19 protein-coding genes and 1 tRNA gene are annotated in these 23,711 nt (G+C 44.4%); 8 read left to right on the top strand and 12 right to left on the bottom strand.

Annotation, left to right across the window (positions count from 1 at the left end; translation table 11 throughout):
• Positions 1-49: 49 nt before the first annotated feature.
• The 5 genes from AC1DFM_RS03395 to AC1DFM_RS03375 all read right to left on the bottom strand — a co-directional run bounded on the left by AC1DFM_RS03395 (position 50) and on the right by AC1DFM_RS03375 (position 4,082).
• Positions 50-1,672, bottom strand: coding sequence for a DNA primase family protein (locus AC1DFM_RS03395; RefSeq protein ID WP_477075315.1), 1,623 nt, complete (start codon positions 1,670-1,672; stop codon positions 50-52).
• Entirely contained in the window at positions 1,659-1,973 is a 315-nt protein-coding gene (locus AC1DFM_RS03390) for a helix-turn-helix domain-containing protein (protein ID WP_477075314.1), read from the bottom strand. Before AC1DFM_RS03390 ends, AC1DFM_RS03395 begins: the two co-directional genes overlap by 14 nt.
• A 74-nt stretch (positions 1,974-2,047) precedes the next feature.
• The gene (locus tag AC1DFM_RS03385; RefSeq protein ID WP_477075313.1) at positions 2,048-2,473 is read right to left on the bottom strand and encodes a hypothetical protein; all 426 of its coding nucleotides are present in this window, start codon (positions 2,471-2,473) and stop codon (positions 2,048-2,050) included.
• Positions 2,474-2,537: 64 nt separating this feature from the next.
• Positions 2,538-3,815, bottom strand: coding sequence for a phage integrase SAM-like domain-containing protein (locus tag AC1DFM_RS03380; RefSeq protein WP_477075312.1), 1,278 nt, complete (start codon positions 3,813-3,815; stop codon positions 2,538-2,540).
• 193 nt (positions 3,816-4,008) lie between these two features.
• Positions 4,009-4,082, bottom strand: a tRNA-Lys gene (locus AC1DFM_RS03375).
• 159 nt (positions 4,083-4,241) lie between these two features.
• Here AC1DFM_RS03375 and AC1DFM_RS03370 point away from each other — a divergent pair.
• A complete protein-coding gene (locus tag AC1DFM_RS03370) occupies positions 4,242-5,420 on the top strand; it encodes an acetyl-CoA C-acyltransferase (RefSeq protein ID WP_477075311.1) in 1,179 nt (392 codons plus the stop codon).
• 50 nt (positions 5,421-5,470) lie between these two features.
• Here the strand turns inward: AC1DFM_RS03370 and AC1DFM_RS03365 are convergent, their stop codons facing one another.
• Positions 5,471-5,767, bottom strand: coding sequence for a helix-turn-helix domain-containing protein (locus AC1DFM_RS03365; protein WP_477075310.1), 297 nt, complete (start codon positions 5,765-5,767; stop codon positions 5,471-5,473).
• A 638-nt stretch (positions 5,768-6,405) separates the two neighbouring features.
• On the opposite strand from AC1DFM_RS03365, the gene AC1DFM_RS03360 reads away from it, so the two are divergent.
• The 4 genes from AC1DFM_RS03360 (at position 6,406) to AC1DFM_RS03345 (ending at position 12,589) form a co-directional block, all read left to right on the top strand.
• On the top strand, positions 6,406-8,040 hold the full coding sequence (locus tag AC1DFM_RS03360) for a DUF1800 domain-containing protein (RefSeq protein ID WP_477075309.1): 1,635 nt from the start codon (positions 6,406-6,408) through the stop codon (positions 8,038-8,040).
• Between the two features lie 18 nt (positions 8,041-8,058).
• Positions 8,059-9,642, top strand: a complete 1,584-nt coding sequence (locus AC1DFM_RS03355; RefSeq protein ID WP_477075308.1) for a DUF1501 domain-containing protein — start codon at positions 8,059-8,061, stop codon at positions 9,640-9,642.
• A 68-nt stretch (positions 9,643-9,710) separates the two neighbouring features.
• Entirely contained in the window at positions 9,711-10,040 is a 330-nt protein-coding gene (locus tag AC1DFM_RS03350; protein WP_477075307.1) for a hypothetical protein, read from the top strand.
• A 92-nt stretch (positions 10,041-10,132) separates the two neighbouring features.
• Positions 10,133-12,589, top strand: a complete 2,457-nt coding sequence (locus AC1DFM_RS03345; RefSeq protein WP_477075306.1) for a TonB-dependent receptor — start codon at positions 10,133-10,135, stop codon at positions 12,587-12,589.
• Positions 12,590-12,595: 6 nt separating this feature from the next.
• Here AC1DFM_RS03345 and AC1DFM_RS03340 read toward each other — a convergent pair whose 3' ends face one another.
• The 3 genes from AC1DFM_RS03340 to AC1DFM_RS03330 all read right to left on the bottom strand — a co-directional run bounded on the left by AC1DFM_RS03340 (position 12,596) and on the right by AC1DFM_RS03330 (position 15,760).
• On the bottom strand, positions 12,596-13,072 hold the full coding sequence (locus tag AC1DFM_RS03340) for a hypothetical protein (protein ID WP_477075305.1): 477 nt from the start codon (positions 13,070-13,072) through the stop codon (positions 12,596-12,598).
• 429 nt (positions 13,073-13,501) lie between these two features.
• Positions 13,502-13,936 (bottom strand): DUF983 domain-containing protein, encoded by a 435-nt coding sequence (locus AC1DFM_RS03335; protein ID WP_477075304.1) that lies wholly within the window; start codon positions 13,934-13,936, stop codon positions 13,502-13,504.
• Between the two features lie 45 nt (positions 13,937-13,981).
• Positions 13,982-15,760, bottom strand: a complete 1,779-nt coding sequence (locus tag AC1DFM_RS03330; protein WP_477075303.1) for an ABC transporter ATP-binding protein — start codon at positions 15,758-15,760, stop codon at positions 13,982-13,984.
• Positions 15,761-15,910: 150 nt separating this feature from the next.
• On the opposite strand from AC1DFM_RS03330, the gene AC1DFM_RS03325 reads away from it, so the two are divergent.
• The 3 genes from AC1DFM_RS03325 (at position 15,911) to AC1DFM_RS03315 (ending at position 19,150) form a co-directional block, all read left to right on the top strand.
• Positions 15,911-18,037, top strand: a complete 2,127-nt coding sequence (locus AC1DFM_RS03325) for an elongation factor G (RefSeq protein WP_477075302.1) — start codon at positions 15,911-15,913, stop codon at positions 18,035-18,037.
• A 146-nt stretch (positions 18,038-18,183) separates the two neighbouring features.
• The gene (locus tag AC1DFM_RS03320) at positions 18,184-18,987 is read left to right on the top strand and encodes an AAA family ATPase (protein WP_477075301.1); all 804 of its coding nucleotides are present in this window, start codon (positions 18,184-18,186) and stop codon (positions 18,985-18,987) included.
• Positions 18,988-18,997: 10 nt separating this feature from the next.
• Positions 18,998-19,150: a hypothetical protein gene (locus AC1DFM_RS03315; protein ID WP_477075300.1), complete on the top strand. Its 153-nt coding sequence runs from the start codon at positions 18,998-19,000 to the stop codon at positions 19,148-19,150.
• On the opposite strand, the gene AC1DFM_RS03310 is transcribed toward AC1DFM_RS03315, so the two are convergent.
• From AC1DFM_RS03310 to AC1DFM_RS03300, 3 genes are all read right to left on the bottom strand, one after another.
• Complete coding sequence (locus tag AC1DFM_RS03310; protein ID WP_477075299.1) at positions 19,147-20,685, bottom strand: YifB family Mg chelatase-like AAA ATPase; 1,539 nt, start codon at positions 20,683-20,685, stop codon at positions 19,147-19,149. The genes AC1DFM_RS03315 and AC1DFM_RS03310 overlap by 4 nt on opposite strands.
• Before the next feature lie 137 nt (positions 20,686-20,822).
• Positions 20,823-22,151 carry a MutS-related protein gene (locus AC1DFM_RS03305; RefSeq protein ID WP_477075298.1) on the bottom strand — a complete coding sequence of 443 codons (1,329 nt, stop codon included), beginning with the start codon at positions 22,149-22,151 and terminating at the stop codon, positions 20,823-20,825.
• A 191-nt stretch (positions 22,152-22,342) separates the two neighbouring features.
• Positions 22,343-23,686 carry a dihydroorotase gene (locus tag AC1DFM_RS03300; protein WP_477075297.1) on the bottom strand — a complete coding sequence of 448 codons (1,344 nt, stop codon included), beginning with the start codon at positions 23,684-23,686 and terminating at the stop codon, positions 22,343-22,345.
• Between the last annotated feature and the right edge of the window lie 25 nt (positions 23,687-23,711).

Below are 23,711 nucleotides of genomic sequence, written 5' to 3'. Positions count from 1 at the left end.
AATTGAGTGTATGTAGCACATGTAGGAAATGTAGCAGTAAACAAAGACTTTATTTTTCAATGTAAATAACCATGCCCTGAGATTTACGTTCCAGCTCATAACCATGCTGGCGTAACCTGTCGCTAAATGTTTTGGCGGAACATGGCCGGTAGCTGCTGTCAATACAGTATGTTTTGTATTCGCTATAGAGATCTTTTAACGGCTTAATTCCTATGGTTGATGTTTTATACCCTTCGTCCTCCAAAAACATTAAAGCGCTGTCGGATTGTTTTTTGTATTGTTCCAGTTGTAGCCGTGCTGCGTCACATTCTGAAAACCTCTTTTGCTCTAATAACCGGTGTAGCCCTTCTAATATCCAGTTAAATACACCGGATAGCTCATTTGCAATTATCTTTTTTGAAAGCTCTTTATCTTGGCCACTTTCCGGAATGGTCACATCGAAAGGGATGATCAGGAAACGCCGGAAGTAAGCGTTAGTATGTTCAACATCTTTAGGCAGCTCATTACAGTTGAAAATCAGTTTGGCGTAGTGTATGAGATTAAAGGCTTGCCCGTATGGTTGTCTGGCTTCTACGGGTTCTCCGCTGGCTAATTGCTTAAAGGTCGCAGCCTCAAGGCTTCCGTTTATCTCACTGGCATAATTTACTAGTTTATTAGCCAATTTAGCCCGGTAATAGCCTGTTGTGTCGGTAAGGCTTTGCAATGAATAGGTACAGATATTTTCAGCGCCCAATAAGGCATTAATGATCTCAAAGAATACGGACTTACCATTTGCTCCGGTACCATACAACAATAACGCTTTTTCCAGCTTTAATGTACCGGGATGAATAAATACATAACCCATGTATTCCGCCAGAACTTTTTGCCGCTGTATGTCCGGGAGGACAGTGTTTAAGTATGCCTTAAACATTGGCGCTTGCGCTGTTGAATCAAAAGCAAATGGCAGTTGGTAGGTTAAAAAGTCTTCTCGTTTGAATGCTCTCAATTTGTTAGCGCCTGGCACAATCTCAAAGGTACCATTTGCCAGATTTATCAATACAGTATTGGCGGAAAGTGCTGGACTAGGTAGGTGAGCTGATGCCATGAATTGTTTAAATAGCTGCTCTTTAAATATATAAAATCGGCTTTTGTACTTATCAACTCCCATGGCTTCAGTACCGGCCCCTAAAAAGTTGCTTAGTTCATTCGTGTTTAGTGTATTCCAGTAGGCGCCGTTGTATAGGTACACCAAATCGTTATTCAGGCAGATTCCCCAATTATTGATTTTGGCGAGTCGTAGTACTTCTTCTATAGCAATAATCAGATATTGGGCTTGCCGTACTTTACACTTACTAATTTGCGCCTGAATCCCTTTCATTTGTTCTCTGATGGTTGGATCATCTTTAAAAGTGCCGTCTTTATTGACTAACTGGGATTGTAACCCGGCCAGCTCATTGCGGAGATTTGTCACCTGCGGGAATACCAACAGCTGAAAATCTACCGGTTCCACTTTCTGTAATAAGCTGTCGAGTATCTGAATATGCGGAAGTGCGTCCCCTGTTTTTAAAAGCGCCTTGCTATGGTTCAGGAAGTCGGCAGGGGATATACCCCCGCCGATTAAATGTTTATCCTGTTCTGTAAAGTCAATTGTTGAAAGGCTGCCGGTATCCAATAGAAGGTTATTTTGTGCCATGGTACCCTCCTTTGCCTTTAACGGATTGAATTTGCTTTAAAGATTGTTCCAGTTCGGAACGCTTGTACCTTACACGGGTGCCAATACGGTAGCCTGTAACCTTTCCGGATTTAGTGAAATCTAAAAGAGTGGGTAATGAAATTCCTAATAGTTGGGCGGCGTCTTTTCTGGTTAGTAGTTCTGTTGTTGTAGCTGGGTTTACATTGATAAGGTGTTTGTTAAACTCACTGCCTACAGCCTCGGAAATTAGAATTTTCAATTGTTCCAGCGGAATCGCTGACAAAAACACGTTTTCTACCATCTCAATATCTTTTTTGTCAGTAGCAAAGGAACAACTACAGACAAGAAAGAACAAGTGTCGTAACTACTATGTAACTACTTTTTGCGATCATTAGGTAAAATGTCATCAAATTTTTGGTTGTATCGCTTGGTAAATACTTTCTTACCTACTTCACTGGGTTTTAGATACTGTAATAAAGTACATTCCGTATCGCTGTCTACGCTTTTTCTGGTTTTGGAAAAATCGAATGCATTTAGTGTGGCACGAATAACGGCCTTTCGTTCCCCATGCACAATTGGGGTAATCCAGCCCTTTTCTTCCAATACTATAATTAGTTCTGCAAATTCCTTTAATGTGCCTTCCCATTTCAGCTTGCGTTTGTAAGCCTGAACGGTTTTTGTCCCCAGAGGTAAGCTATTTAAGTCTTCTTCTGTATTGGTTAAAAATATCTGCTGCAGCACTCCCATATAATCATCGATTTTTAACAACAGTTTTTCTAATAGAATTTCTTGATTATTCATAGGCATTTAAGGGGTTAAATAGTATTCCTATATTAACCCCTCACTACGCATCCTATTTGCATTGCTATACGATTTTAAGCGTCCTTTTGTCCCATAATACTTTAAGAATCTTTGCGTGTTCGGTAGGGGTTAGCTTAATGTACTTTAGGAATGATGTTTCCGTGGTATGGCCGGTAACAGCCATTATAGTAATACTTGGTGTGCCGGCAAGGTATTCGTTAGTAGCAAAGCTCCTACGCGCTGTATGGGTAGTTAATAGTACCCACTTAGGGTGTGTTTCAGTTATTTTGTCTCCGCCTTTAGTATAGGTAATAGTGACCGGTATCTTTAACTCTGGCAACATTTCCCCTACATCTTTTAGGTAATTATTTGACTTTTGATTACTGATAGATTCAGGTAGCTTATTGTTGTATTTATCAAATATCTTTTTAACTACCGGGTGTATTGGTATTGTGATTGCCTTTTCAGTTTTAGTTTGTTCTACTTCAAAGAAGCCATCTTTGATGTTAGTTGCATTTAAGATGGAATAGTCTGAATAGCGTAACCCTGTATAGCAGCCTATCAGAAATAGATCGCGTACCCGATCCAGTTTGAGGTCTTCGCTTAGGTCCAGCTCTTCTATTTTCATCAATTCGCTATTACTTAGATAGATACTATCTGATTGTTCCTGAGGCTTAAAAAAGTAAGGGCTTTCATAAGCCGGGTTTACTTTTACCCCGCGTATTTTAGCTTCTCCCAGTACTGTTTTAATGCGCTTTATATGATCTCCTATAGCATTAAGTCCTAGTTTGGCGGTGTTGGTAAGATAGTTAATGTAATCACTATGGAACTGTATATCAATCGTATCAAAATTGATTCTCCGTTTATATGCCTTCTGAAATGCTTCAAGATGATTTAATGTTGTTACGAAGCCCTTATTGGTACTGCCTTTAGTGGCTTTCTTCGTTTTTGGGCTTAATCGTTCCCCTTTCTTTGACCGTTGGTTGAAATCTTTATAGTATTCAAAAAATTCCCGGATGGTGGCATCTTTCTTCTTCCCGAAAACAATATCCAGCAAGTCTTTTAAGATTACCGGGGCCGGGATCTGATTCTCATTATCATTTAGAAATTTTCTATAAGTCGTTTTGATTGTTTGTTTGATATTTTCCAAGCGGGCATTAAATTCCGGATACTCAGGAAATTTCCTTGTTTGGGCTGCCTGATGCGTATCTGCGTTCCAGTAGGCGGGGTTTATGTTCTCTGTTGTATAGAATTTAAAGCTGCCGCCTTCATAGGTAACGCGGGCAAAGATGCTGGTCTGTGCTTTGGCATCTGGTCTTTTCAAATAAAATTGAATGTCCATGGGTACAGCGGTTATAAGGTTAACAAATTTTGAGTCGAATTTATACCCCAACTTTTTTGGGGTACACGTTGGGGTACACGGAAATTTAATCTTTCTTTATCTCTCTTTATTTCCCTTTCTGTGGAAACAGGCCACCAGTAAAAGAAAACACCCAACCTCAGTAAAACTAAGATTGGGTGAATTAAGTTTAAAGTGACCCCCCTGGGGCTCGAACCCAGGACCTACTGATTAAGAGTCAGTAGCTCTAACCAACTGAGCTAGGGAGTCATTCCAACGCTTATTGTTAAAAAACGTGAGCGCAAATTTAACGGTTCTTCTGAATATTCGTGTACTTTATTTAATTAAATTTGGAAACAAGGACGAAATGTGGATAAATATCAATTATGTTGATAATCTAACCGTTAGCTCATTATAAAATTTTTTTTCATGCAGGACGCGTACATTGTTGCCGGATACCGCACCGCGGTGGGTAAATCTAAAAGAGGGGGATTTCGCTTTTACAGACCGGATGATCTGGCTGTCGATGTCATCACCGGATTGTTACAATCCTTGCCACAACTAGATCCTAAGCGGGTCGACGATCTGATTGTAGGAAATGCGGTACCGGAAGCAGAACAGGGTTTACAAATTGGACGTATGATTTCAGTGCGGGCTTTAGGCATTGATGTGCCAGGTATGACGGTGAATCGTTATTGCGCCTCCGGACTGGAAACCATCGCCATCGCTACGGCGAAAATCCAGACAGGAATGGCGGATTGTATCATCGCCGGTGGCACAGAAAGTATGAGCCTGGTGCCGGTAGCAGGATGGAAAACCGTACCTAACTATACCGTAGCCAGTACTAATCCCGATTATTATATAGGCATGGGACTCACCGCTGAAGCAGTGGCCAACGAGTTTAAAGTAAGCCGCCAGGACCAGGATGAGTTCTCTTATAAATCACATCAGAAGGCGTTGAATGCCATACAGCAAGGTTATTTTAAGCCAGGCATTTTACCCATTAATGTGGAGGAAGTATATGTGGATGGCAATGGTAAAAAGCAAAAACGTACTTATACCGTGGATACCGACGAAGGGCCACGTGCAGACACTTCCCTGGAAGCCCTGGGCAAGCTGAAACCTGTTTTTGCGGCAGGTGGTTCCGTAACAGCCGGGAATTCTTCGCAAACATCCGATGGCGCTGCCTTTGTGGTGGTGATGAGTGAAAGAATGGTCAATGAGCTGGGATTGAAGCCTATTGGTCGTTTGGTGGGTTGCGTGTCTGCAGGAGTGCATCCGCGTATTATGGGCGTTGGGCCGGTAGCGGCTATTCCAAAGGTGTTGCAGCGTACCGGTAAAACCTTACAGGATATAGACCTGGTAGAACTGAATGAGGCATTTGCTTCGCAGTCTATCGCGGTGATCCGGGAGTTGGGGATCAATCCGGATATTGTGAATATCAACGGAGGGGCTATTGCATTGGGACATCCGCTGGGATGTACCGGCGCTAAGTTAACCGTTCAGTTGTTGGGCGATTTAAAGCGTCTTAATAAAAAATATGGTATCGTTACTGCCTGTGTGGGCGGCGGACAAGGAATTGCAGGCATCATAGAAAATATCAGTTAATACGGTCAACTCATCTATAACGGAAAAAGGAGCCCGCGGGCTCCTTTTTTTTATGCTTTCTGCTCTGGTGGATCATACACTTCCTGCTTACTCAGATACTTGTAAGCGCTGGCTGATATGCGACCAGGATCTGTAAACTCAATTTTGTGCAGGTCTGGATGCTGACGCAAGTCAATGCCAAATACTTCCATCATTCTTTCATGAAAAAAGTTATTACCTCTGCATCTGCCGGATTCATAATGAACGAAACTGCCTGTTGATATGCCTAGTAAACCACTCATTTCTACCTGTGTTAGTTGTAGTGTAGTGCGGATCAGTTTAATGAAACGTCTGTTATATGTAAACATGGGTGGAGCGTTAAAAAGTTTACAATTTTGTATTGCAGTAACAATAATTGACTATATTTGTATTGTAATATGTAAATCGTTGATAATAATTGAATTAAATTGATATAAACGACCTTACTTTGATATCAAGATTTTCATATTGAGCAAAGGGTTCCCGTTACTGATAGTGATCAGTAAAAAGGCAATGCAAACAAGTCAATCGTTGTTTTTAAGTGTTATTGGCTGTTGGAGAAGTCGGGTGGCTTATGAGGAAGGGGACCAATAAAATTTCCTGATTGGATAAACCGGCGAATCGCCGTTTTCGATGTAAGCATTTTCAAGTTGTTTTATCTGTTATGGATAGAAACCAAAGGGGCTGTCTTTCTTTGCAGGAACGGGCAGCTCCCTTTTGGCGTGTCTGTATGTAGACAGACATTTTTTCAAAGATAGTTATTTTACGATCTGTGAGCAAATATTTCTATTTGTAAAATATTGATAATGAATGAATCATAATGATAATTGCGACGTTATTTTGATAAGAAAAAAATCATTTCCTCACTTCTTAATAATATAATATCCCTTTCTTTTTAATTAGATTAAACTTTTTGCTAATTTGGTGGAATAAATCGGCCCCCTAAGCCATCAACCATATCACTTTTATGGATCGCAGACAATTCCTAACCTTATCGCCTAACCGCAGCCATACACAACATGCTGCCGCTTCGGCACGTACCGACACCGGCATCGCGCCTTATACCGGCAACTGGGAATCTACTCAACTCATACACCTGCTGAAACGTACCCTCTTCGGCGTTTCTCCCGCTAATGTCAATGCCTTCAAAAGCATGACCATGCAACAGGCCGTAGATACCCTGCTCACCGCACAGCCAGATCCCGCTCCACCCGTGAATAACTACGGCGTAGACGATACCGGCGTAACACCCGGCGCCGTTTGGGTCAAAGCTCCCCTCGGTAACGAAATGCTGGAAAGGAAAAGAATCGCCTCCTATAAAGCCTGGTGGACCGGACAAATGATTAACCAACCTGCAAGCATACACGAAAAAATGGTGCTGTTCTGGCATAATCATTTTGTCACCGAAACAGGAATGGTCAATGATAGCCGCTTTATCTATCAATATAACCTCACCCTGCGCCAACATGCGCTCGGGAATTTTAAAGCACTCACAAAAGCCATTACCCTGGACCCGGCCATGCTCGTATATCTCAACGGATACCTCAATTCTAAAGAGGCCGCCGATGAAAACTACGCCAGAGAACTACATGAACTTTTTACCGTAGGAAAAGGCCCGGATTCTCATTATACGGAAGATGATGTACGCGCTACCGCACGCGTACTCACCGGATTCCGCGTCGATAGAACAAACATCACCAGCTTCTTCGATACCACGAAACATGATATCACCAATAAACAGTTCTCCGGATTCTATCTCAATAAAGTAATATCCGGCCAAACAGGCCCGGATGGCGCGTCTGAAGTAGATAACCTCCTGGATATCATCTTCGCACAACCAGAAGTGGCAAAATTCATCTGCCGGAAATTATACCGCTTCTTCGTTTATTACGATATAGATCAGGCTACCGAAACAAATGTAATTGCACCGCTCGCAGAAATATTTCGCAGCAGCAAGTATGATATAAAAACAACACTCAACGCCCTGTTTATCAGTCAGCATTTCTTTGATCCGCTGAACATGGCCTGTCTTATTAAAAGCCCGGCCGACTTCTGCATCGGTATCTGCCGCGAATACAATATCACTTTCCCAGCTGATTATCCCAGTCGCTATACCGCCTGGATGGCCATACACGACAGAGCCGCCGCCATGCTGCAAAACTTCGGCGATCCCCCACTGGTGGCCGGATGGGAAGCCTACTACCAGGAACCCGCCTTCCACGAATTATGGATCAATACCGATACACTGCCTAAACGAAATAAACTCAGCGATACCCTCATCAGTACCGGCGGATTCGCCGGCCTACATATAGATACCATCGCTTTCGCCAGCCAGCTGCCGCATCCCGAAGATCCTATCGCTTTGGTAAGCGACTCCCTTGATATATTATATCGTGTAGGCGTTTCCGATACTACCAAGGATTTCATGAAAAATAGTATTATCCTCTCCGGCCAAAATCCCAATAGTAATTTCTATTGGACAGATGCCTGGAACGCCTATAAAGCTTCCCCGGGTGACGCTGCCGCAAAAGATAACGTGGAAACCCGCCTCAAAGCGCTGTATAAATACATCATGGACCTCTCAGAGTATCAATTATCCTGATAGCTGAAAAACCTTTTTATGAAAAGAAGAGACTTTCTTAAATATACAGCGCCAGCTGCTATCCTGCCTACTTTAATCAACGGCTTTCCTATTAAAGCCTTCGCCGCTTCTCCTATGCTCAACGCATTGAGCAGCGCCTCCGCCGATAATGACCACGTACTCGTCATGATCCAGATGACCGGCGGAAACGATGGCCTTAACATGGTGATACCATTAGATGTATACGGTAAATACCAGGCAGCACGTACCAATATCGCTATCCAGGAAGGTAAAGTACTGCGCCTGGATAACTACGCTAAATCCGGTCTGCATCCGGCCATGACAGGAATTCAACAGCTATATAGCGACGGTAAAGTCAGCATCGTGCAAAGTGTGGGATACCCATCTCCCAACTACTCGCATTTCCGCGCTACCGACATATGGCTCACCGGTTCCGATTCCAACGAAATACTCACTACCGGCTGGGGTGGCCGCTATCTCGATACACAATATCCTAATTTCCCCGATGGCTATCCCAACACCGATGCACCCGATCCACTGGCCATCCAGATAGGATCTATTGTATCGCCGGCATTCCAGGGACCCAATGCCAGTATGGGTATCGCCATTACCAGCGCAGATGATTTTTATAACCTGATAGATGGGATCAATGATCCTGTACCCAATACCAAATGGGGAAAAGAGCTGGAATACATCCGCCTGATCGCTAAACAAACCAATAGCTACGAACAGGCAATTACCAAAGCTGCTAAAAAAGTAACGTCGCAAGGCGCGTACCCGGCTAACAACAACCTCGCGGCACAACTGAAAATTGTGGCGCGCCTCATCGCCGGCGGACTCAAAACCCGGCTCTATATGGTGAGTACTGGTGGCTTCGATACACATGCCAATCAAACCGAAGGCGGCGATACCAGCAAAGGTGGTCACGCACAACTCCTCGGGGGCCTCTCTGATGCTATTAAAGCCTTCATGGACGACCTGAAAGGACTGCATGCTTCCCGTAGGGTAGTAGGCATGACTTTCTCCGAATTTGGCCGCCGTATCAAGTCTAATTATAGTATGGGTACCGACCACGGCGCAGCAGCTCCCATGATCATTTTCGGCGATTATGTCAATCAGGGCGTATTAGGTAATTCACCAACCTTGCCAGACACTAGCTCCGTGATTGACAATATCCCCATGCAGTACGACTTCCGCTCTATCTACGCCTCTATCCTGGAACAGTGGTTTTGCGTGGATACCACCGCCCTGCAGAAAATTATGGGAAAAGATTATCAGCGCCTGCCCCTGGTCAGCGGCGTGGCATGCGGTACTATTACCGGCCTGCCCGATCTGAGCACCGATGGTAAAAAGCTCATCTTTAATGCACCTAATCCTTTCAGCGACTATACCTACATCACTTATATTACTGGCAGCGGTAATACCCTGATCCAGATTTTTGATACCACCGGTCGCCTTATTCAGGTACCTGTTAATAAAGTACATACGCCAGGCACCTATAAAATCACCTTCGATGCCCGCCAATTGCCCGCTGGTATTTACTATGCCCGCTTGCAAAATGGCCCCATACAACAAGTATGGCCTATGCTCAAAGTAAGATAAGGTTAGATCTCAATTAAATATTCATGCAACATTGTTGCAAATAATTAGATTTTACTACCTTTGCTTCCGTGTATAAAAGCTATCTGCATAAAATAATAGCCATCATTCTCCTGGGAGTATTTACTATAAATACCCTCCCACGGGAATTCATACACGAATTTTCTGGTCACCATGACACGGAAGACGTGATGCACCATCACGATGGTGTCACCATTTCTGAAGAACACCGGCACTGTGATTTTCTACAAATAGGCATAGAACCCTATGAGCCGTTCGCCACGGTCTATATAGCGCCGGTTCAAAAAGTAACCTGGGTATTTTACCCGCTATCCATCCCGGAAACCACGCATGCTACTTATTACAACCTCACTCCCAGGGCGCCTCCTGCCGTAGCCTGACTCTTTTTTATGCTGACGTGAACCTGCTATGCACGTTAGTTGTTCATGATGGACAATGGTCCATGCTTTACTGATTCTATATAATTTCTGATATGCATTATTTGCGTGTATTTGTACTCGTGTGTGCGGGTATAATGTTATTGGCGTTGCCTGCTGCCTATGCTGGCGCTAACCCCGAAGAAGGGGAATATGCGAATTCATTGTCCGGTAAGGTGGTGGATAAATTGTCTCAGGCGCCTTTACCCGGCGCTACAGTATACCTGCCGGATCTGCACGTTGGCGCAGCGGCCGACGCACAGGGTAATTACGTCATTAAAAATCTTCCTAAAGGAAAATTCCTGGTAGAAGTACACTATATAGGCTATGCCGCTTATACGGAATCCATCGCGATTTCCGGCGCTACCACAAAAGACTTTGTCCTCGCCGAAACACTGATAGAAAAAAATGAAATAGTGATCACCGGTGCTAACCTGGCTACTTCTGTCAAGAAAACACCTACGCCCATCAGTGTTATCCGCCGCGATTATCTTGACGACAATATCTCTACCAATATCATAGATGCCATTGCCAAAGTACCCGGTGTAACACAATTATCCACAGGGCCTGCTATCTCGAAACCCTTTATCCGCGGCCTTGGCTACAACCGTGTAGTCGTGGTAGGTGATGGTATCCGCCAGGAAGGCCAGCAATGGGGAGATGAACATGGTATCGAAATAGATGACTATAACGTGAGCCGCATTGAAGTGCTGAAAGGTCCTGCGTCATTGATCTATGGCTCAGATGCAATAGCCGGGGTGGTGAATATTGTACCGCCTGCACCACTGCCCATGGGAAAAATAAAAGGAAATGTGGAGGCGAACTATCAAACCAACAACGGAATGATGGCTTATCATGCCGATATTGCCGGCAACAATAACGGCTTCAGCTGGGGCGCTTATGTTACACAGAAACAAGCACACGACTATAAAAATAAATACGATAACTACGTTTTCAATTCCCGCTTCAATAACACTAACTACGGCGCTACCATCGGGATCAATAAGCAATGGGGATATTCTCGCCTGAGCTTTTCGTCTTTTAATCAGCACCTCGGACTGGTGGAAGGTGACCGTGACAGCACCGGCGGCTTTGTGAAACCAGTTAATGAAAATGGAGTAGCAGAAGAAGCACCGGTAACCAGCAGCGATAATAAATCCTACAGCATGGCGGTGCCTAAACAACAAATCAATCACCAGAAAATAGTATGGGATAACAACGTGTATCTCCATAATGGTGGCCGTTTGGGACTCACGCTGGGATATCAGCTGAATCAACGCAGGGAATACGGCAATGTGCTGGAGCCCAACACACCGGAATTATACCTGCACCTGCAAACATTCAACTATGCACTGAAGTATTACCTCCCTGAAATGAAGGGCTGGCAAACAACGGTAGGCGTGAATGGTATGCAGCAAACCAATCAAAACAAAGGAGAAGAGTTCCTTATTCCGGCATACGACCTGTTCGACGTGGGCGCTTTTGCTGTAACCAGTAAAACATTCAATAAGCTCACCCTCAGTGGTGGCCTGCGTTTCGATAACCGCTCTATGAATTCCAAAGCGTTGTTCCTGGATGCCAATGGTAAGCCCGCCAATACCGGCGAAGCGAAATTTGATGCTTTTAAACGCGACTTCTCCAATGTATCCGGTAGTGTAGGCATTAGCTATGAAGCCAGCGATCGCGTTACGCTAAAACTCAATGCTGCCAGAGGTTTCCGTGCACCAAATATCGCGGAGCTGTCTGCCAATGGGGTACATGAGGGAACTATCAAGTATGAATATGGTAACCAGGACCTGAAGCCGGAAGTAAGCACACAAGTGGATGCAGGTATAGATTTCAATACACAGCACGTTTCCTTAACGGCCAGTGTTTTCTATAATCACATTAATAACTTTATCTTCTCCCGTAAACTCTTTAATCAGGCGGGTACAGACTCTATTCCAGCTACCGATAATGAAAATGGCTTTGCTGCTTTTAAATATCAGCAAACCAATGCGAATTTGTATGGTGGGGAATTGATGCTGGATATACATCCGCATCCGATCGACTGGCTGCATTTCGAAAATACGGTTTCTTATGTAAGAGCTACTACCACTAACAGCACTGACTCTACGAAGTATTTACCAAATATTCCGCCGGGTCGTTGGTTATCTGAGTTAAAAGGGAAGTTTAAAAAAGTAGGTAAAAGCCCATTGCAGAATGCTTATGTAGGTGTGCAGATGGACCTGAATTTTGCCCAAAACGATATCTTTTCTGCTTATCAAACGGAAACAGCTACACCCGGCTATACTATTTTCAATGCCGGTATTGGATCTGATTTCGTGAATAAGAAAAATAAAACTTTGTTCTCCCTGCATTTTGCGGTGAACAACTTTACGGATATCGCGTATCAAAGCCATTTGAGCCGGCTGAAATATGCGGCTGTCAATGAAGTGACCGGTCGTACAGGCGTATATAATGTGGGCCGGAATTTCAGCCTGAAATTGGCTATTCCGATCGATTTCAAATAGTAAATGCTAAATTTCTTTTAAAGCCCTTGCATCAGCAGGGGCTTTTTTTATGGAGTCGGTGGTAGCCGGACTGTCTGCCGTTTTCGTATAGGTAGCCTTGTTATTTTTTATTTTAAAGAAGAATTTTCTGGCAGATGGTGCGGAAATGTTAAACCCTACAGAAGTATCTGTTCCCACTATCAACAATTCGGGTACTGGAATCGTTGTTACATTTGAATCAATGGCACGCATATAGTTGATCAGCCGTTTACCATTTTGGGTAATGTGAATCGTTTGCATCCCTTCCGATGAATGTACAATGATCGCCGTAATGCCCTTTGCTTCAAATACCGCACTGTCGCCACTGCCACCTACCCGTTTAAAAGGAACCGGTGCAGTAACTTTGGATGGTTTGGCAGAACTGGTACTGTTGCCGGCTCCCTGCCGGGCAGGTTCCTGACAGCTAAATAGTAAAACAGGGAGCAATAGTAAAATTCTATACACGATAAGTTGATGTTTGAAAAGATAAAGCTATCGAATTTTTTACGGATCTCCAGAGGATGGTAGTTATTATATAATGTATACTTATATATTATATAAATATTTTACATTAATTTTAATCATTATGCATAAAAAGGGAGCGCAACAAACGGGAAGCCCTGCCAGACGGGCTTGATAAATAAAATCGTTTTAGTAGTACAATTGCCATGACTATTTACCATTGATGTAAATATTTGGCCGAAATAAGGGGAGATTTTGTAGTTTTGAATCTTGTTATAGATTATGTGTGAGACTGAATGTCCTGCCCGGTAAAACAGATTCCCTCAGCTTTTTAAAAATCGGTTTTTGCATCGAAGATTTTTCTGACCACCATTGGTTCAGATTTTGGTTGAAAAAGAAAGGGGCTGTTTTTACAGCCCCATACTTTTTTAACTATTTCCCATGATGATGATGCGGTTTTTCCAACTTCGCCGTATCCTCGTCATAATACACAAAGAAGTAAAGATAAATGGCCCTCGATATGCGCATCAGCCACGGCTGAATAAGTACCAGCAACACACCGTTGACACCAAGCCATATAAATATGCTGTTATCTCTCCAGCTGATACCGAAAAATAACCAGTACCAGATCAGGTTAAATACGCTGAAAGCTACTGACAATGCGTAACTCACATACCCTGTTCCAAACCAGAAACCTGTTTCCAGTTCGTACTTTTGTCCACATACCGGACAGTTATCATACATGTTAAAGATCCTGGAAAATTTCAGATGAAATGGATTCTGATCTTTGAACATATCTCCTTTCCTGCATCTCGGACATTTCATTGTCAGCATGCTGACAAAATAATTAGGGCGTTGTGTACTCATGTTACAAAATTAATCAATTAATGCGAAGAGCCAGCAGTCTGCGTTTTAAACGGTTTCCGCTTTCCGCTCTCCGATTTGTTGCCGCCACATGGCGTAATACAGCCCTTTTTCATCTACCAGGTCTTCATGCTTACCCACTTCTACAATACGGCCTTTTTCCAGTACGTAGATACGGTCAGCATGCATGATAGTGCTCAACCGGTGCGCAATCATCACCGTGATATGTTGCTTGCTGGCAGTAACTTCCCGCACCGTAGTGGTAATTTCTTCTTCTGTGATAGAGTCCAGCGCGGAAGTAGCCTCGTCAAATACCAATAAACGCGGTTTACGCAACAGCGCTCTGGCAATGGATAAACGTTGCTTTTCACCACCGGAAATTTTAATACCGCCTTCGCCAATCACGGTTTCCAACCCTTTGTCGGCCCGCGCCAATAAAGAATAGCAGGACGCTTTGTCCAGCGCTTCCATCACTTCCGCATCAGTAGCCCCCGGATTAACGAACAATAAGTTTTCTTTGATAGTACCCGCAAACAATTGCGTATCCTGGGTTACAAAGCCTACCTGATGACGAAGGTCTTCCATATCTACATCATTCGCATCTACACCATTGTAGTAAATATGTCCTTCATTCGCTTTGTATAACCCTACCAGCATCTTTACCAGCGTGGTTTTACCAGATCCTGAAGGGCCTACAAACGCAATGGTTTCACCCACTTTTACAGAGAAGTTCACCTGGTCCAATGCCTTGGTAGCAGCAGTCAGGTGCTTGAATCCTACCTGCTTAAATTGCAGCTCATTGATGTGGGTTACCTTCACCGGGTTCGCCGGCATTTGCTCTACGGGGGTATTCAGAATACTTTCAAAATTCAGTAACGACACCTGCGCCTCCCGGTAGTTCAGAATAATATTGCCTAACTCCTGCAGAGGTCCGAAAATGAAGAAGGAATACAGTTGTAATGTCATCAGCTGTCCAAGCGTTACCGATCCCTGGTAAATATAAAATAACAGCAAGAACAGGATGCTGGAACGCATCAGGTTCACAAAAGTTCCCTGTACGAAACTGATACTGCGGATGCTCCGCACTTTCTTCAATTCCAGCACTAAAATTTTCAGGGTAGTGGAATTTAACCGGCGTATTTCCTGGTTGGTTAATCCCAAACTCTTTACCAGTTCAATGTTACGAAGCGATTCGGTGGTAGATCCGGCCAGTGCAGTCGTCTCTTTTACAATCGTCTTCTGTATCACCTTAATTTTCCGGCTTAATACACTCATCAATATCGTCAGTAAAATACAGCCGGCCAGGTATACAAATGGGAGGGTCCAGTGCACGGTAGCCGCATATACCATTACAAACACAACGCCTATCGCTGATACAAACAACACATTCACAAAAGAAGTGATAAACTTTTCACAGTCTACCCGTACCTTTTGCAAAATAGCCAGTGTTTCACCGCTACGTTGATCTTCAAACTGTTGATACGGCAGCCGCAGGGAATGTTTAAGTCCATCCTGGTAAACCTGGGCGCCAAACTTCTGAACAATAACATTTACAAAATAATCCTGGAATGCTTTAGCAATCCTCGATACCATCGCCACACCTATGGCGGCTCCCACTAATAGCAGTACACCCCATAAATATTGGTTTTCCGGTCTGAAAATAGTCCCCCCTTTCGTAGTCACTTTAGGGTGAGAAGCAAACCTGTCAATGATCCATCCGAATATCATCGGGTCCATCAGCGAGAAAAGCTGGTTAATACTGGCCAAAGCCATTGCTAATACAACCAGCCATTTATATCTCTTTAAATAATGCAGTAGTAGTTTCATATATCCAATTTCCTGAGGTGCAAAGTTACTGTATGTTGCAACATATTGCAGGGAAAAGTGCTGGCTATTTTGGCCAAAATATGTTAACTTAATAGTAGGTTCTTTCAAAAGCACAGGTGATAAAGGATTACCCAAAAAAAATCTCCACATATGAAAACGTATGATGAAAAACATATCAAAAACATCGTACTGTTAGGTGCACCCAAAAGCGGCAAAACAACCCTCGCTGAAACCATGTTATTCGAAGCCGGCATCATCAGTAAACGCGGTACTATTGAAGAAAAAAACACTATCTCCGACTATCATGAAATTGAGCATGAACGAGGGAACTCCGTATATGCTACCGGGATGCACACCGAGTGGAAAGATTATAAAATCAACATTATAGATACCCCCGGCCTGGAAGACTTCATCGGGGAAGTAATCGCCGCCATCCGCGTATCAGATACCGCCGTACTGCTGCTGAATGCACAGTATGGTGTAGAAGTAGGTACCGAACTGGTATGGGATTATGTGGATAAATATCAAAAACCAACCATATTAGCCGTGAATCAGCTGGACGCTGAATTAGCCAATTTTAATAAAACCGTGGAAGAAGCCGAACGGGTACTCGGTCGTGCTGTTACCCTGATGCAGTATCCCGTAAATCAGGGGCCCGGATTCAATGCCATCATCGATCTCCTCAAAATGACCATGTACCGTTTCCCCGAAAATGGCGGAAAACCGGAAAAACTGCCCATTCCTGATAACGAAAAGGAACGTGCTGATCAGCTCCACAACGAGCTGGTGGAAAAGGCCGCCGAAAATGATGATAAACTCATGGAGCTGTATTTTGAAAAAGGAAGTCTGGATGAAGATGAATTGAGAGAAGGCATCAAAATAGGTATGCTGAAGCACCAGGTATTTCCCCTCTTTTGCTTATCCGCCAAAAAGAACATGGGAAGCGGCCGCCTGATGGGTTTTATCGATAACGTAGCGCCGTCTGCGGTAGAAATGCCACCGGAAACCACCACCAACGGAACTGCTGTTCCCTGCGATGCTGCCGGCCCTACTGCGCTGTTTGTATTCAAAACATTACAGGAGCCACATATCGGCAGGCTTACCTATTTTAAGGTAATGTCGGGAGAAGTGAAAGGCGGTATGGAACTCATCAATACGGCCGAAAACACGACGGAGCGTATCAGCCAGCTGTTTATTGCTGACGGTAAAAACCGCAACAGCGTAGAACGGCTGCAGGCAGGCGACATCGGCTGCACCCTCAAAATGAAAAACACCTTTACCAATCAAACACTCGCAGATAAAAGTTTCCCGGGAGAAATAGCTCCCATCGATTTCCCATCTCCCAAGGTAAGAGTCGCCATCGAAGCGAAAAATAAAGCAGATGACGAAAAACTCAGTGAGGTGCTGGCCGAAATACACATCGAAGACCCCACCCTGCAAATAGAATTCAACCGGGAATTGAAGCAGGTCATCCTTCACGGACAGGGAGAACTGCACCTGCTCGTCACCAAATGGCGGCTGGAAAACATCTATAAAATGCAGATCTCCTACAATACCGCTAAAATACCTTACCGCGAAACCATACAAAAGCCCGCCCAGGCTTCTTATCGCCATAAAAAGCAATCCGGCGGCGCCGGCCAGTTCGGGGAAGTATATATGAAGATAGAACCCTGGTATGAAGGAATGCCTCCCTATAAAGAACATACCGTGCGCGACTCCGAAGAAATAGTCCTCAACTGGGGCGGAAAACTGATATTCAACAACTGCATCGTAGGCGGCGCCATCGATAATCGCTTCCTGCCCTCTATCCTCAAAGGCATCATGGAAAAAATGCAGGAAGGCCCACTAACGGGATCGTATGTACGTGATATTCGTGTCAGCGTATACGACGGCAAAATGCACCCGGTAGATAGCAACGACATCTCCTTCAAAATTGCGGGCATGATGGCTTTCCGCGAAGCTTTTCACCAGGCAGCCCCGCAATTGCTGGAACCGGTGTATGACCTCGAAGCCACCGCCCCTGATGTGATGATGGGAGATATTATGAGTGAATTGCAGACACATCGCAGCATCATAACGGGGATGGATACACTAAATGGTTACCAGGTCATTAAAGCACGCACACCACAGGCAGAAATTGATAAACTCTTCGCTGCACTCCGCAACGTTACACAAGGCAAAGCCAAACTGAAATCCCGGTTTGCCGAATATGCGCCGGTGCCCGCAGATATGCAGAAGAAGCTGAGCGAAAGCTATAAGGAAGACCTGAACATTTAGTTGCCCCAGCCCTCCCGGGTTCAAAGAAAAATAGGTTGAAATGAGGAGGATTTTCTCTGATCATTGTTCATAAAGAGATCATTAAAAGTTCTTGAAATTTCATTTTTAAATCCAGTCCCTTTTTGGTGCTTTATAGGCGCATTGAAATGTCCGGAAAATTTGCTTATCTTTTTTCTTCACTTCAAATCCGCTGCATCGTGCAAATCCAGAAAGGGCTTATATCGTTAACATACAACAGAGAAAACATTCCGGATCTCCACCAATACCCTTTTAGCATACCTGCATTGAATAATTTCTCTTCACTTAAATTTCACCCGAAGGTGACTTATCTGGTTGGAGAAAATGGAACGGGTAAATCTACATTGATGGAAGCAATTGCGATAGCGTGTGGGTTTAATCCGGAAGGAGGCTCGAAGAACTTTAGATTTTCCACCAGAGATTCCCATTCTTTATTACACAAATACCTGAAGGTCGCCAGGGGCTATGTTAAGCCCAGGGATGGTTATTTTCTACGTAGCGAGAGTTTTTTCAATGTGTCTACCAACATTGAAGATCTGGACAAGGAACCGGGTGGTGGTAGTAGGATTATTGACTCTTATGGCGGAAAATCGCTGCACGAACAATCGCATGGAGAATCCTTCTGGTCATTAATGACCAAACGTTTCTTTGGTCATGGTCTGTATATCCTGGATGAGCCGGAGGCCGCACTTTCCCCCACCCGGCAGATGGCGATGCTGACCAGAATGCATGAGCTGATCGGTCAGGATTCGCAGTTTGTCATCGCCACACATTCTCCAATTGTCATGGCATACCCGGATGCGGTAATATATGAACTGAGCGCTGCCGGTATACAACAGACGGAATATTCGGATACTGAAAACTATAAAATATCGCGGCAATTTTTGAATGACAGGGAGCAGATGATAAAGATTCTGCTAGGATCTGAATAATAAAACGTTGATGAGTGACAAACGAGAAACAACGTATTTATTCGTGTATGGATTCACTGGTTTTATGACCTCAAAGCCCATTACTCCCAATATGATGGCCCTGGTACCTGCAGATATGCAGAGGGCGCTGAGCGAGAGCTATAAGGAAGACCAGAACATTTAGTTACCCCAGCCTTCCCTGTCCAGACTCCGGAACTGTATAGCTTCAGCCATATGCGCAGGCGTTACGGATTCGCTGCCCTCCAGGTCCGCAATAGTGCGGCTCACCTTTAGTATCCGGTCATATGCCCGCGCCGACAGTTTTAGCTTCTGCATCGCCTGCCCCAACAACTCCAGGCAACGATCACTGACTACACATACGGTGGCAAGTAATTTACTATTCATCTGCGCATTGCAGTGAATGTGCGGATAGTCCGCAAACCGGGCTGCCTGTATGGCGCGCGCCGCCATAACACGGTCACGGATATACGCACTTTTTTCAGTAACAGCTGTAGAGGATAGATCCTGGAATTTAACGGGCGTCACTTCTACGTGTAAGTCTATACGATCCAGCAATGGCCCGGATACTTTATTCAAATATTGCTGTACCTGTCCGGGCATGCAGGTACACTCCTTCTCCGGATGGTTGAAATACCCGCATGGACAGGGATTCATAGAGGCCATCAGCATAAAGCTGGCCGGAAAATCAATGGCCGTTCTGGCACGGGAAATAGTAACTTTTCTTTCTTCCACCGGCTGCCGCATTACTTCCAATACTTTCCGCTTAAACTCGGGTAATTCGTCCAGGAATAATACGCCATTATGCGCCAGCGAAATTTCTCCTGGTTGTGGAATACTCCCGCCGCCTACCAACGCAGCATCACTGATGGTATGGTGCGGAGAGCGGAACGGCCGGTGTACAATCAATGAGGCATGCGCTGGCAGCTTACCCGCCACAGAATGTATTTTAGTAGTTTCCAGCGCCTCCTGTAAGGTAAGCGGTGGCAGAATGGTGGGCAAACGCTTGGCCAGCATGGTTTTCCCTGCCCCCGGCGGCCCGATGAGAATCGCGTTGTGTCCACCTGCTGCCGCTATTTCCAGCGCTCTTTTTATCTGGTGTTGCCCTTTTACATCACAGAAGTCTACTTCAAACTGATCCTGCGTGATGTAAAAATCATTCTGAGATGCAGGGGTAGGAGATAACGTATCGGGATCATTTAAAAAGTGAATAGCTTCCGAAATATGCGAAATGCCATATACTTTTAATCCATCTACCATGGCTGCCTCCCGGGCATTTTGTTTAGGGAGTATACATCCCCGGAAGCCGTCTTGTTGCGCCTGCATGGCCATCGGTAAAGCGCCTTTAACAGGCAGTATGGTACCATCGAGCGAGAGCTCGCCCATCATCAGCCAATGTTCCAGATGAGTAGCCGGTATTTGTCCCGAAGCGGCCATAATACCAGCTGCAATGGGCAAATCATAAGCCGCACCGGCTTTGCGGATATCCGCCGGCGCCATATTGACTACCGTCCGCGTTCTGGGCATACGGAAACCCATACACTGAATAGTAGATTCAATGCGTCGCTCACTCTCCTTCACGGAATTATCCGGTAAGCCCACTATGAATAATCTGTTTCCCTGAGAAGATACATTCACCTCTATGGTAATGGTGATGGCATTTACGCCCTGTATAGCGCTGCCGAAGGTTTTAACAATCATTTTTTGGGGTATGGTTAACTATACGAAGATAACTAAAAATAAAGAGCGGAAGGCAAAAAGCAGAAAGCAAAAAGCTATTGCCGCGTATATCACTCGCTACAATAGCTTTTTGCTTTCTGCTTTCTGCTTTCTGCTCTCTAAGATATTTCTTTCAGCAAATCCAATACCTTCTCACGTTTCAGGATCAGGTACCCGATTTTTTCTTTGGCAATACCATCTTTCAATAAATAAGTAAAACGCAGATCATCATCTATTACGGTAGACTCAAAGTATTTAAATTGTATGCGTGGTTCTTCACGTAATTCCTCTGCAATTTCGTAGAGGTGTGTAGATAGTATAAAGAGGCAGTTGGTACTTTGCAGTAATCCCCGTATAACCGCCAGGGAGCAGTTTCTGGCGTCTTCTATATTGGTGCCCTTAAACATTTCATCAATCAGTACCAGCCAGTTTTTGCCATTGTTTATTTGCAGAATGGTATTCTTGATGCGTAATACTTCGCTGTAGAAATAACTTTCGCCTTTGAATATATTATCCTGCACCTGTATGTTACTGAATATACCATGGAAGAAACTCAGCTCCATACTTTTTGCTGGTACGCCCATGCCGATGTGTGCCAGGAAAGTGGCTACCCCAACGGCTTTGATGAAAGTGGTTTTACCAGCCATATTAGCGCCAGTCAGAAACATAAAATGGGTGGTCTCATCAAGCGTTACATCGTAAGCGATAGGTTCCGGCAGAATGATATGATAGAGTTGATCCGCTTTGATAACAGGTCTTGTACTATTAGAGAAGGTAGGAAACACCAGGCCGTAATGCTTAATCGCCTTCGCCATCGCATAATACGCATCCAGTTGCTGGTAAAGGGTAACCAGCTCCACAATCACTTTTTTATGTCGCTTCCGGATATAGTTATCGTACCGGAGGATTTCGATGTAATTAAGTTTTCCGTCTTCGTCTGCTTTCAGGATATCATAAAAATCTTTTTTGGTAAGGAGTTGCTGTGCCCTATCCAATAAGGATTTCAGTACTTTGGGAGTGCTGTCTGAGTTGAAAGCGTTGATAAAAGAACGGAAGCCTTTCAACAAATTCACCAGCTGGGTAAAAGAGAATTTGATAAAACCAAAATCCGGTGCATACAGTGTTTTGTTGATAACGGCCTGAATATATAAGGGCAGGCCTTCTGTATTGGAAATAGGTTCAATCTGCGCCTCCATATAGTTTTCCACCACCACTACGGTACCATTGGAAATAATGGAAGGCCAGTTTTCTTCTTGCTCCAGTATGTATTGTAATGCCTGCTGACGTTGCTGGATTTTCGGAATATCTTCCAGTGGATTACTGAACAATTGCCGCAAAAATTCACGGCCGCCGGAGGTGGTGGTAAAGTCGAGGCGGTGAAATAAGGAGTACTCTTCGTCGCGATTAAAGATAGACAGGTCGTAGTAGGATGTTTTGTCCAGTTGCATGCAGCATTCTTTTGGTGAATATATGGTGGAAGATGCAAGGATAGGGAAAATCCATAAATATAAGAAGCAGAAAGCTGAAAGCACAAAGCAAAAAGCCATTGAGGCGGGTGATAACAGCGAATATTTAAATTATTTATCCGCTTACCTCATCCGCCTCAATGGCTTTTTGCTTTTTGCTTTCAGCTTTCTGCTTACCGGGAAAAAGCTAACCGTTGTCCCCGTATATTTTCATTGAAAACGCCATTTTCGTAAGCCAGGTGCCCGCTTACAAAAGTATGTGTGATAGCTGCCGGGAAGGTATGGCCTTCAAACGGGCTCCAGCCACATTTATACTGAATGTTGTCTTTGTTTACGTTGGTATGGCCTTGTAGATCTACGATGACGCAATCTGCGAAGTATCCTTCTCTCAAAAATCCTCTTTCCTTTATCTGGAAACAGATAGCGGGTGCGTGGCTCATTTTTTCTACCACTTTTTCGAGGGTAATATCCCCTTTGCGGGCATGTTCCAGCATCAGTAACAGGCTATGTTGTACCAGTGGTACGCCGGAAGGCGCCTGCAAATAAGGAAGCTGTTTTTCTTCCCAGGTATGCGGAGCATGGTCTGTAGCAATGATATCCAGTCTGTCGTCCAGAAGGCCCTGCCACAGCGCTGTTTTGTTCTCTGGCGCTTTAATAGCCGGATTACATTTGATGAGATTGCCGTATTGTGCATAATCATCTGCTGTAAAATGAAGATGATGTACGCATACTTCTGCAGTAATACGCTTTTCAGCCAGTGGCAGCATATTGCTGAACAGCTGTAGTTCGCGGGCAGTAGAGATATGCAAAATGTGCAGACGGGCATTGTGTTTTTGTGCAAATTGTATGGCTACCAGCGACGACTCAAAACAGGCGTCCACATTGCGTATCAGCGGATGATCGGCAGCGGTGAGATGATCCCCTTTCTCGCGTTGAAAAGCTTCCATATTGGCGCGGATAATCTTCTCATCTTCGCAGTGGGTGGCAATCAATAATTCGCTGTTGGAAAAAACGGTTTCCAGGGTGAGATAGTTATCTACCAGCATATTACCGGTAGAAGATCCCATGAATATTTTTACGCCGCAAACGCTTTCTTTTTTGGCGTTTGTTTTCAGTATTTCTTCCACATTGTCATTGGCAGCTCCCATGAAAAAGGAATAGTTGGCCAGTGAATGTTGTTGGGCGATGGTGTATTTATCTTCCAGTAATTCCTGGGTCAGTGCAGCAGGTTTGGTATTAGGCATTTCCATAAAGCTGGTGGTGCCTCCGGCTACTGCTGCGCGTGCTTCTGTATAAATCGTGGCTTTCTGTGTAAGGCCCGGCTCGCGGAAATGTACCTGGTCGTCTATAACGCCGGGGAGTAAGTGCTTCCCTTCTCCGTTAATTTCCGTGTATTGGCCACTGACAGTGATATGAGGCGCTATCTTTTCAATGCGGCCGTTTCTGATCCATACATCCTGTACCGTGGTGTGGCCTTCGTTTACCACGGCTATATTCCTGATGAGGTAATTTTGCATGCCGCAAAAATAAGAATTACGAATT

Source organism: Chitinophaga sp. 05T412, assembly GCF_056396465.1.
The sequence above is the reverse complement of the archived record's forward strand: the minus strand, read 5'-3'. Positions and strand labels throughout refer to the sequence as shown.

Bases quoted from the DNA above. Each gene is read 5' to 3' on its own strand.
- AC1DFM_RS03365 (WP_477075310.1), bottom strand. From the start codon at position 5,767: ATGTTTACATATAACAGACGTTTCATTAAACTGATCCGCACTACACTA.
- AC1DFM_RS03370 (WP_477075311.1), top strand. From the start codon at position 4,242: ATGCAGGACGCGTACATTGTTGCCGGATACCGCACCGCGGTGGGTAAA.
- AC1DFM_RS03395 (WP_477075315.1), bottom strand. From the start codon at position 1,672: ATGGCACAAAATAACCTTCTATTGGATACCGGCAGCCTTTCAACAATT.
- AC1DFM_RS03305 (WP_477075298.1), bottom strand. From the start codon at position 22,151: ATGCAACTGGACAAAACATCCTACTACGACCTGTCTATCTTTAATCGC.
- AC1DFM_RS03385 (WP_477075313.1), bottom strand. From the start codon at position 2,473: ATGAATAATCAAGAAATTCTATTAGAAAAACTGTTGTTAAAAATCGAT.
- AC1DFM_RS03310 (WP_477075299.1), bottom strand. From the start codon at position 20,685: ATGATTGTTAAAACCTTCGGCAGCGCTATACAGGGCGTAAATGCCATC.
- AC1DFM_RS03390 (WP_477075314.1), bottom strand. From the start codon at position 1,973: ATGGTAGAAAACGTGTTTTTGTCAGCGATTCCGCTGGAACAATTGAAA.
- AC1DFM_RS03380 (WP_477075312.1), bottom strand. From the start codon at position 3,815: ATGGACATTCAATTTTATTTGAAAAGACCAGATGCCAAAGCACAGACC.
- AC1DFM_RS03330 (WP_477075303.1), bottom strand. From the start codon at position 15,760: ATGAAACTACTACTGCATTATTTAAAGAGATATAAATGGCTGGTTGTA.
- AC1DFM_RS03300 (WP_477075297.1), bottom strand. From the start codon at position 23,686: ATGCAAAATTACCTCATCAGGAATATAGCCGTGGTAAACGAAGGCCAC.
- AC1DFM_RS03320 (WP_477075301.1), top strand. From the start codon at position 18,184: ATGTCCGGAAAATTTGCTTATCTTTTTTCTTCACTTCAAATCCGCTGC.
- AC1DFM_RS03345 (WP_477075306.1), top strand. From the start codon at position 10,133: ATGCATTATTTGCGTGTATTTGTACTCGTGTGTGCGGGTATAATGTTA.
- AC1DFM_RS03360 (WP_477075309.1), top strand. From the start codon at position 6,406: ATGGATCGCAGACAATTCCTAACCTTATCGCCTAACCGCAGCCATACA.
- AC1DFM_RS03335 (WP_477075304.1), bottom strand. From the start codon at position 13,936: ATGAGTACACAACGCCCTAATTATTTTGTCAGCATGCTGACAATGAAA.
- AC1DFM_RS03325 (WP_477075302.1), top strand. From the start codon at position 15,911: ATGAAAACGTATGATGAAAAACATATCAAAAACATCGTACTGTTAGGT.
- AC1DFM_RS03355 (WP_477075308.1), top strand. From the start codon at position 8,059: ATGAAAAGAAGAGACTTTCTTAAATATACAGCGCCAGCTGCTATCCTG.
- AC1DFM_RS03315 (WP_477075300.1), top strand. From the start codon at position 18,998: ATGAGTGACAAACGAGAAACAACGTATTTATTCGTGTATGGATTCACT.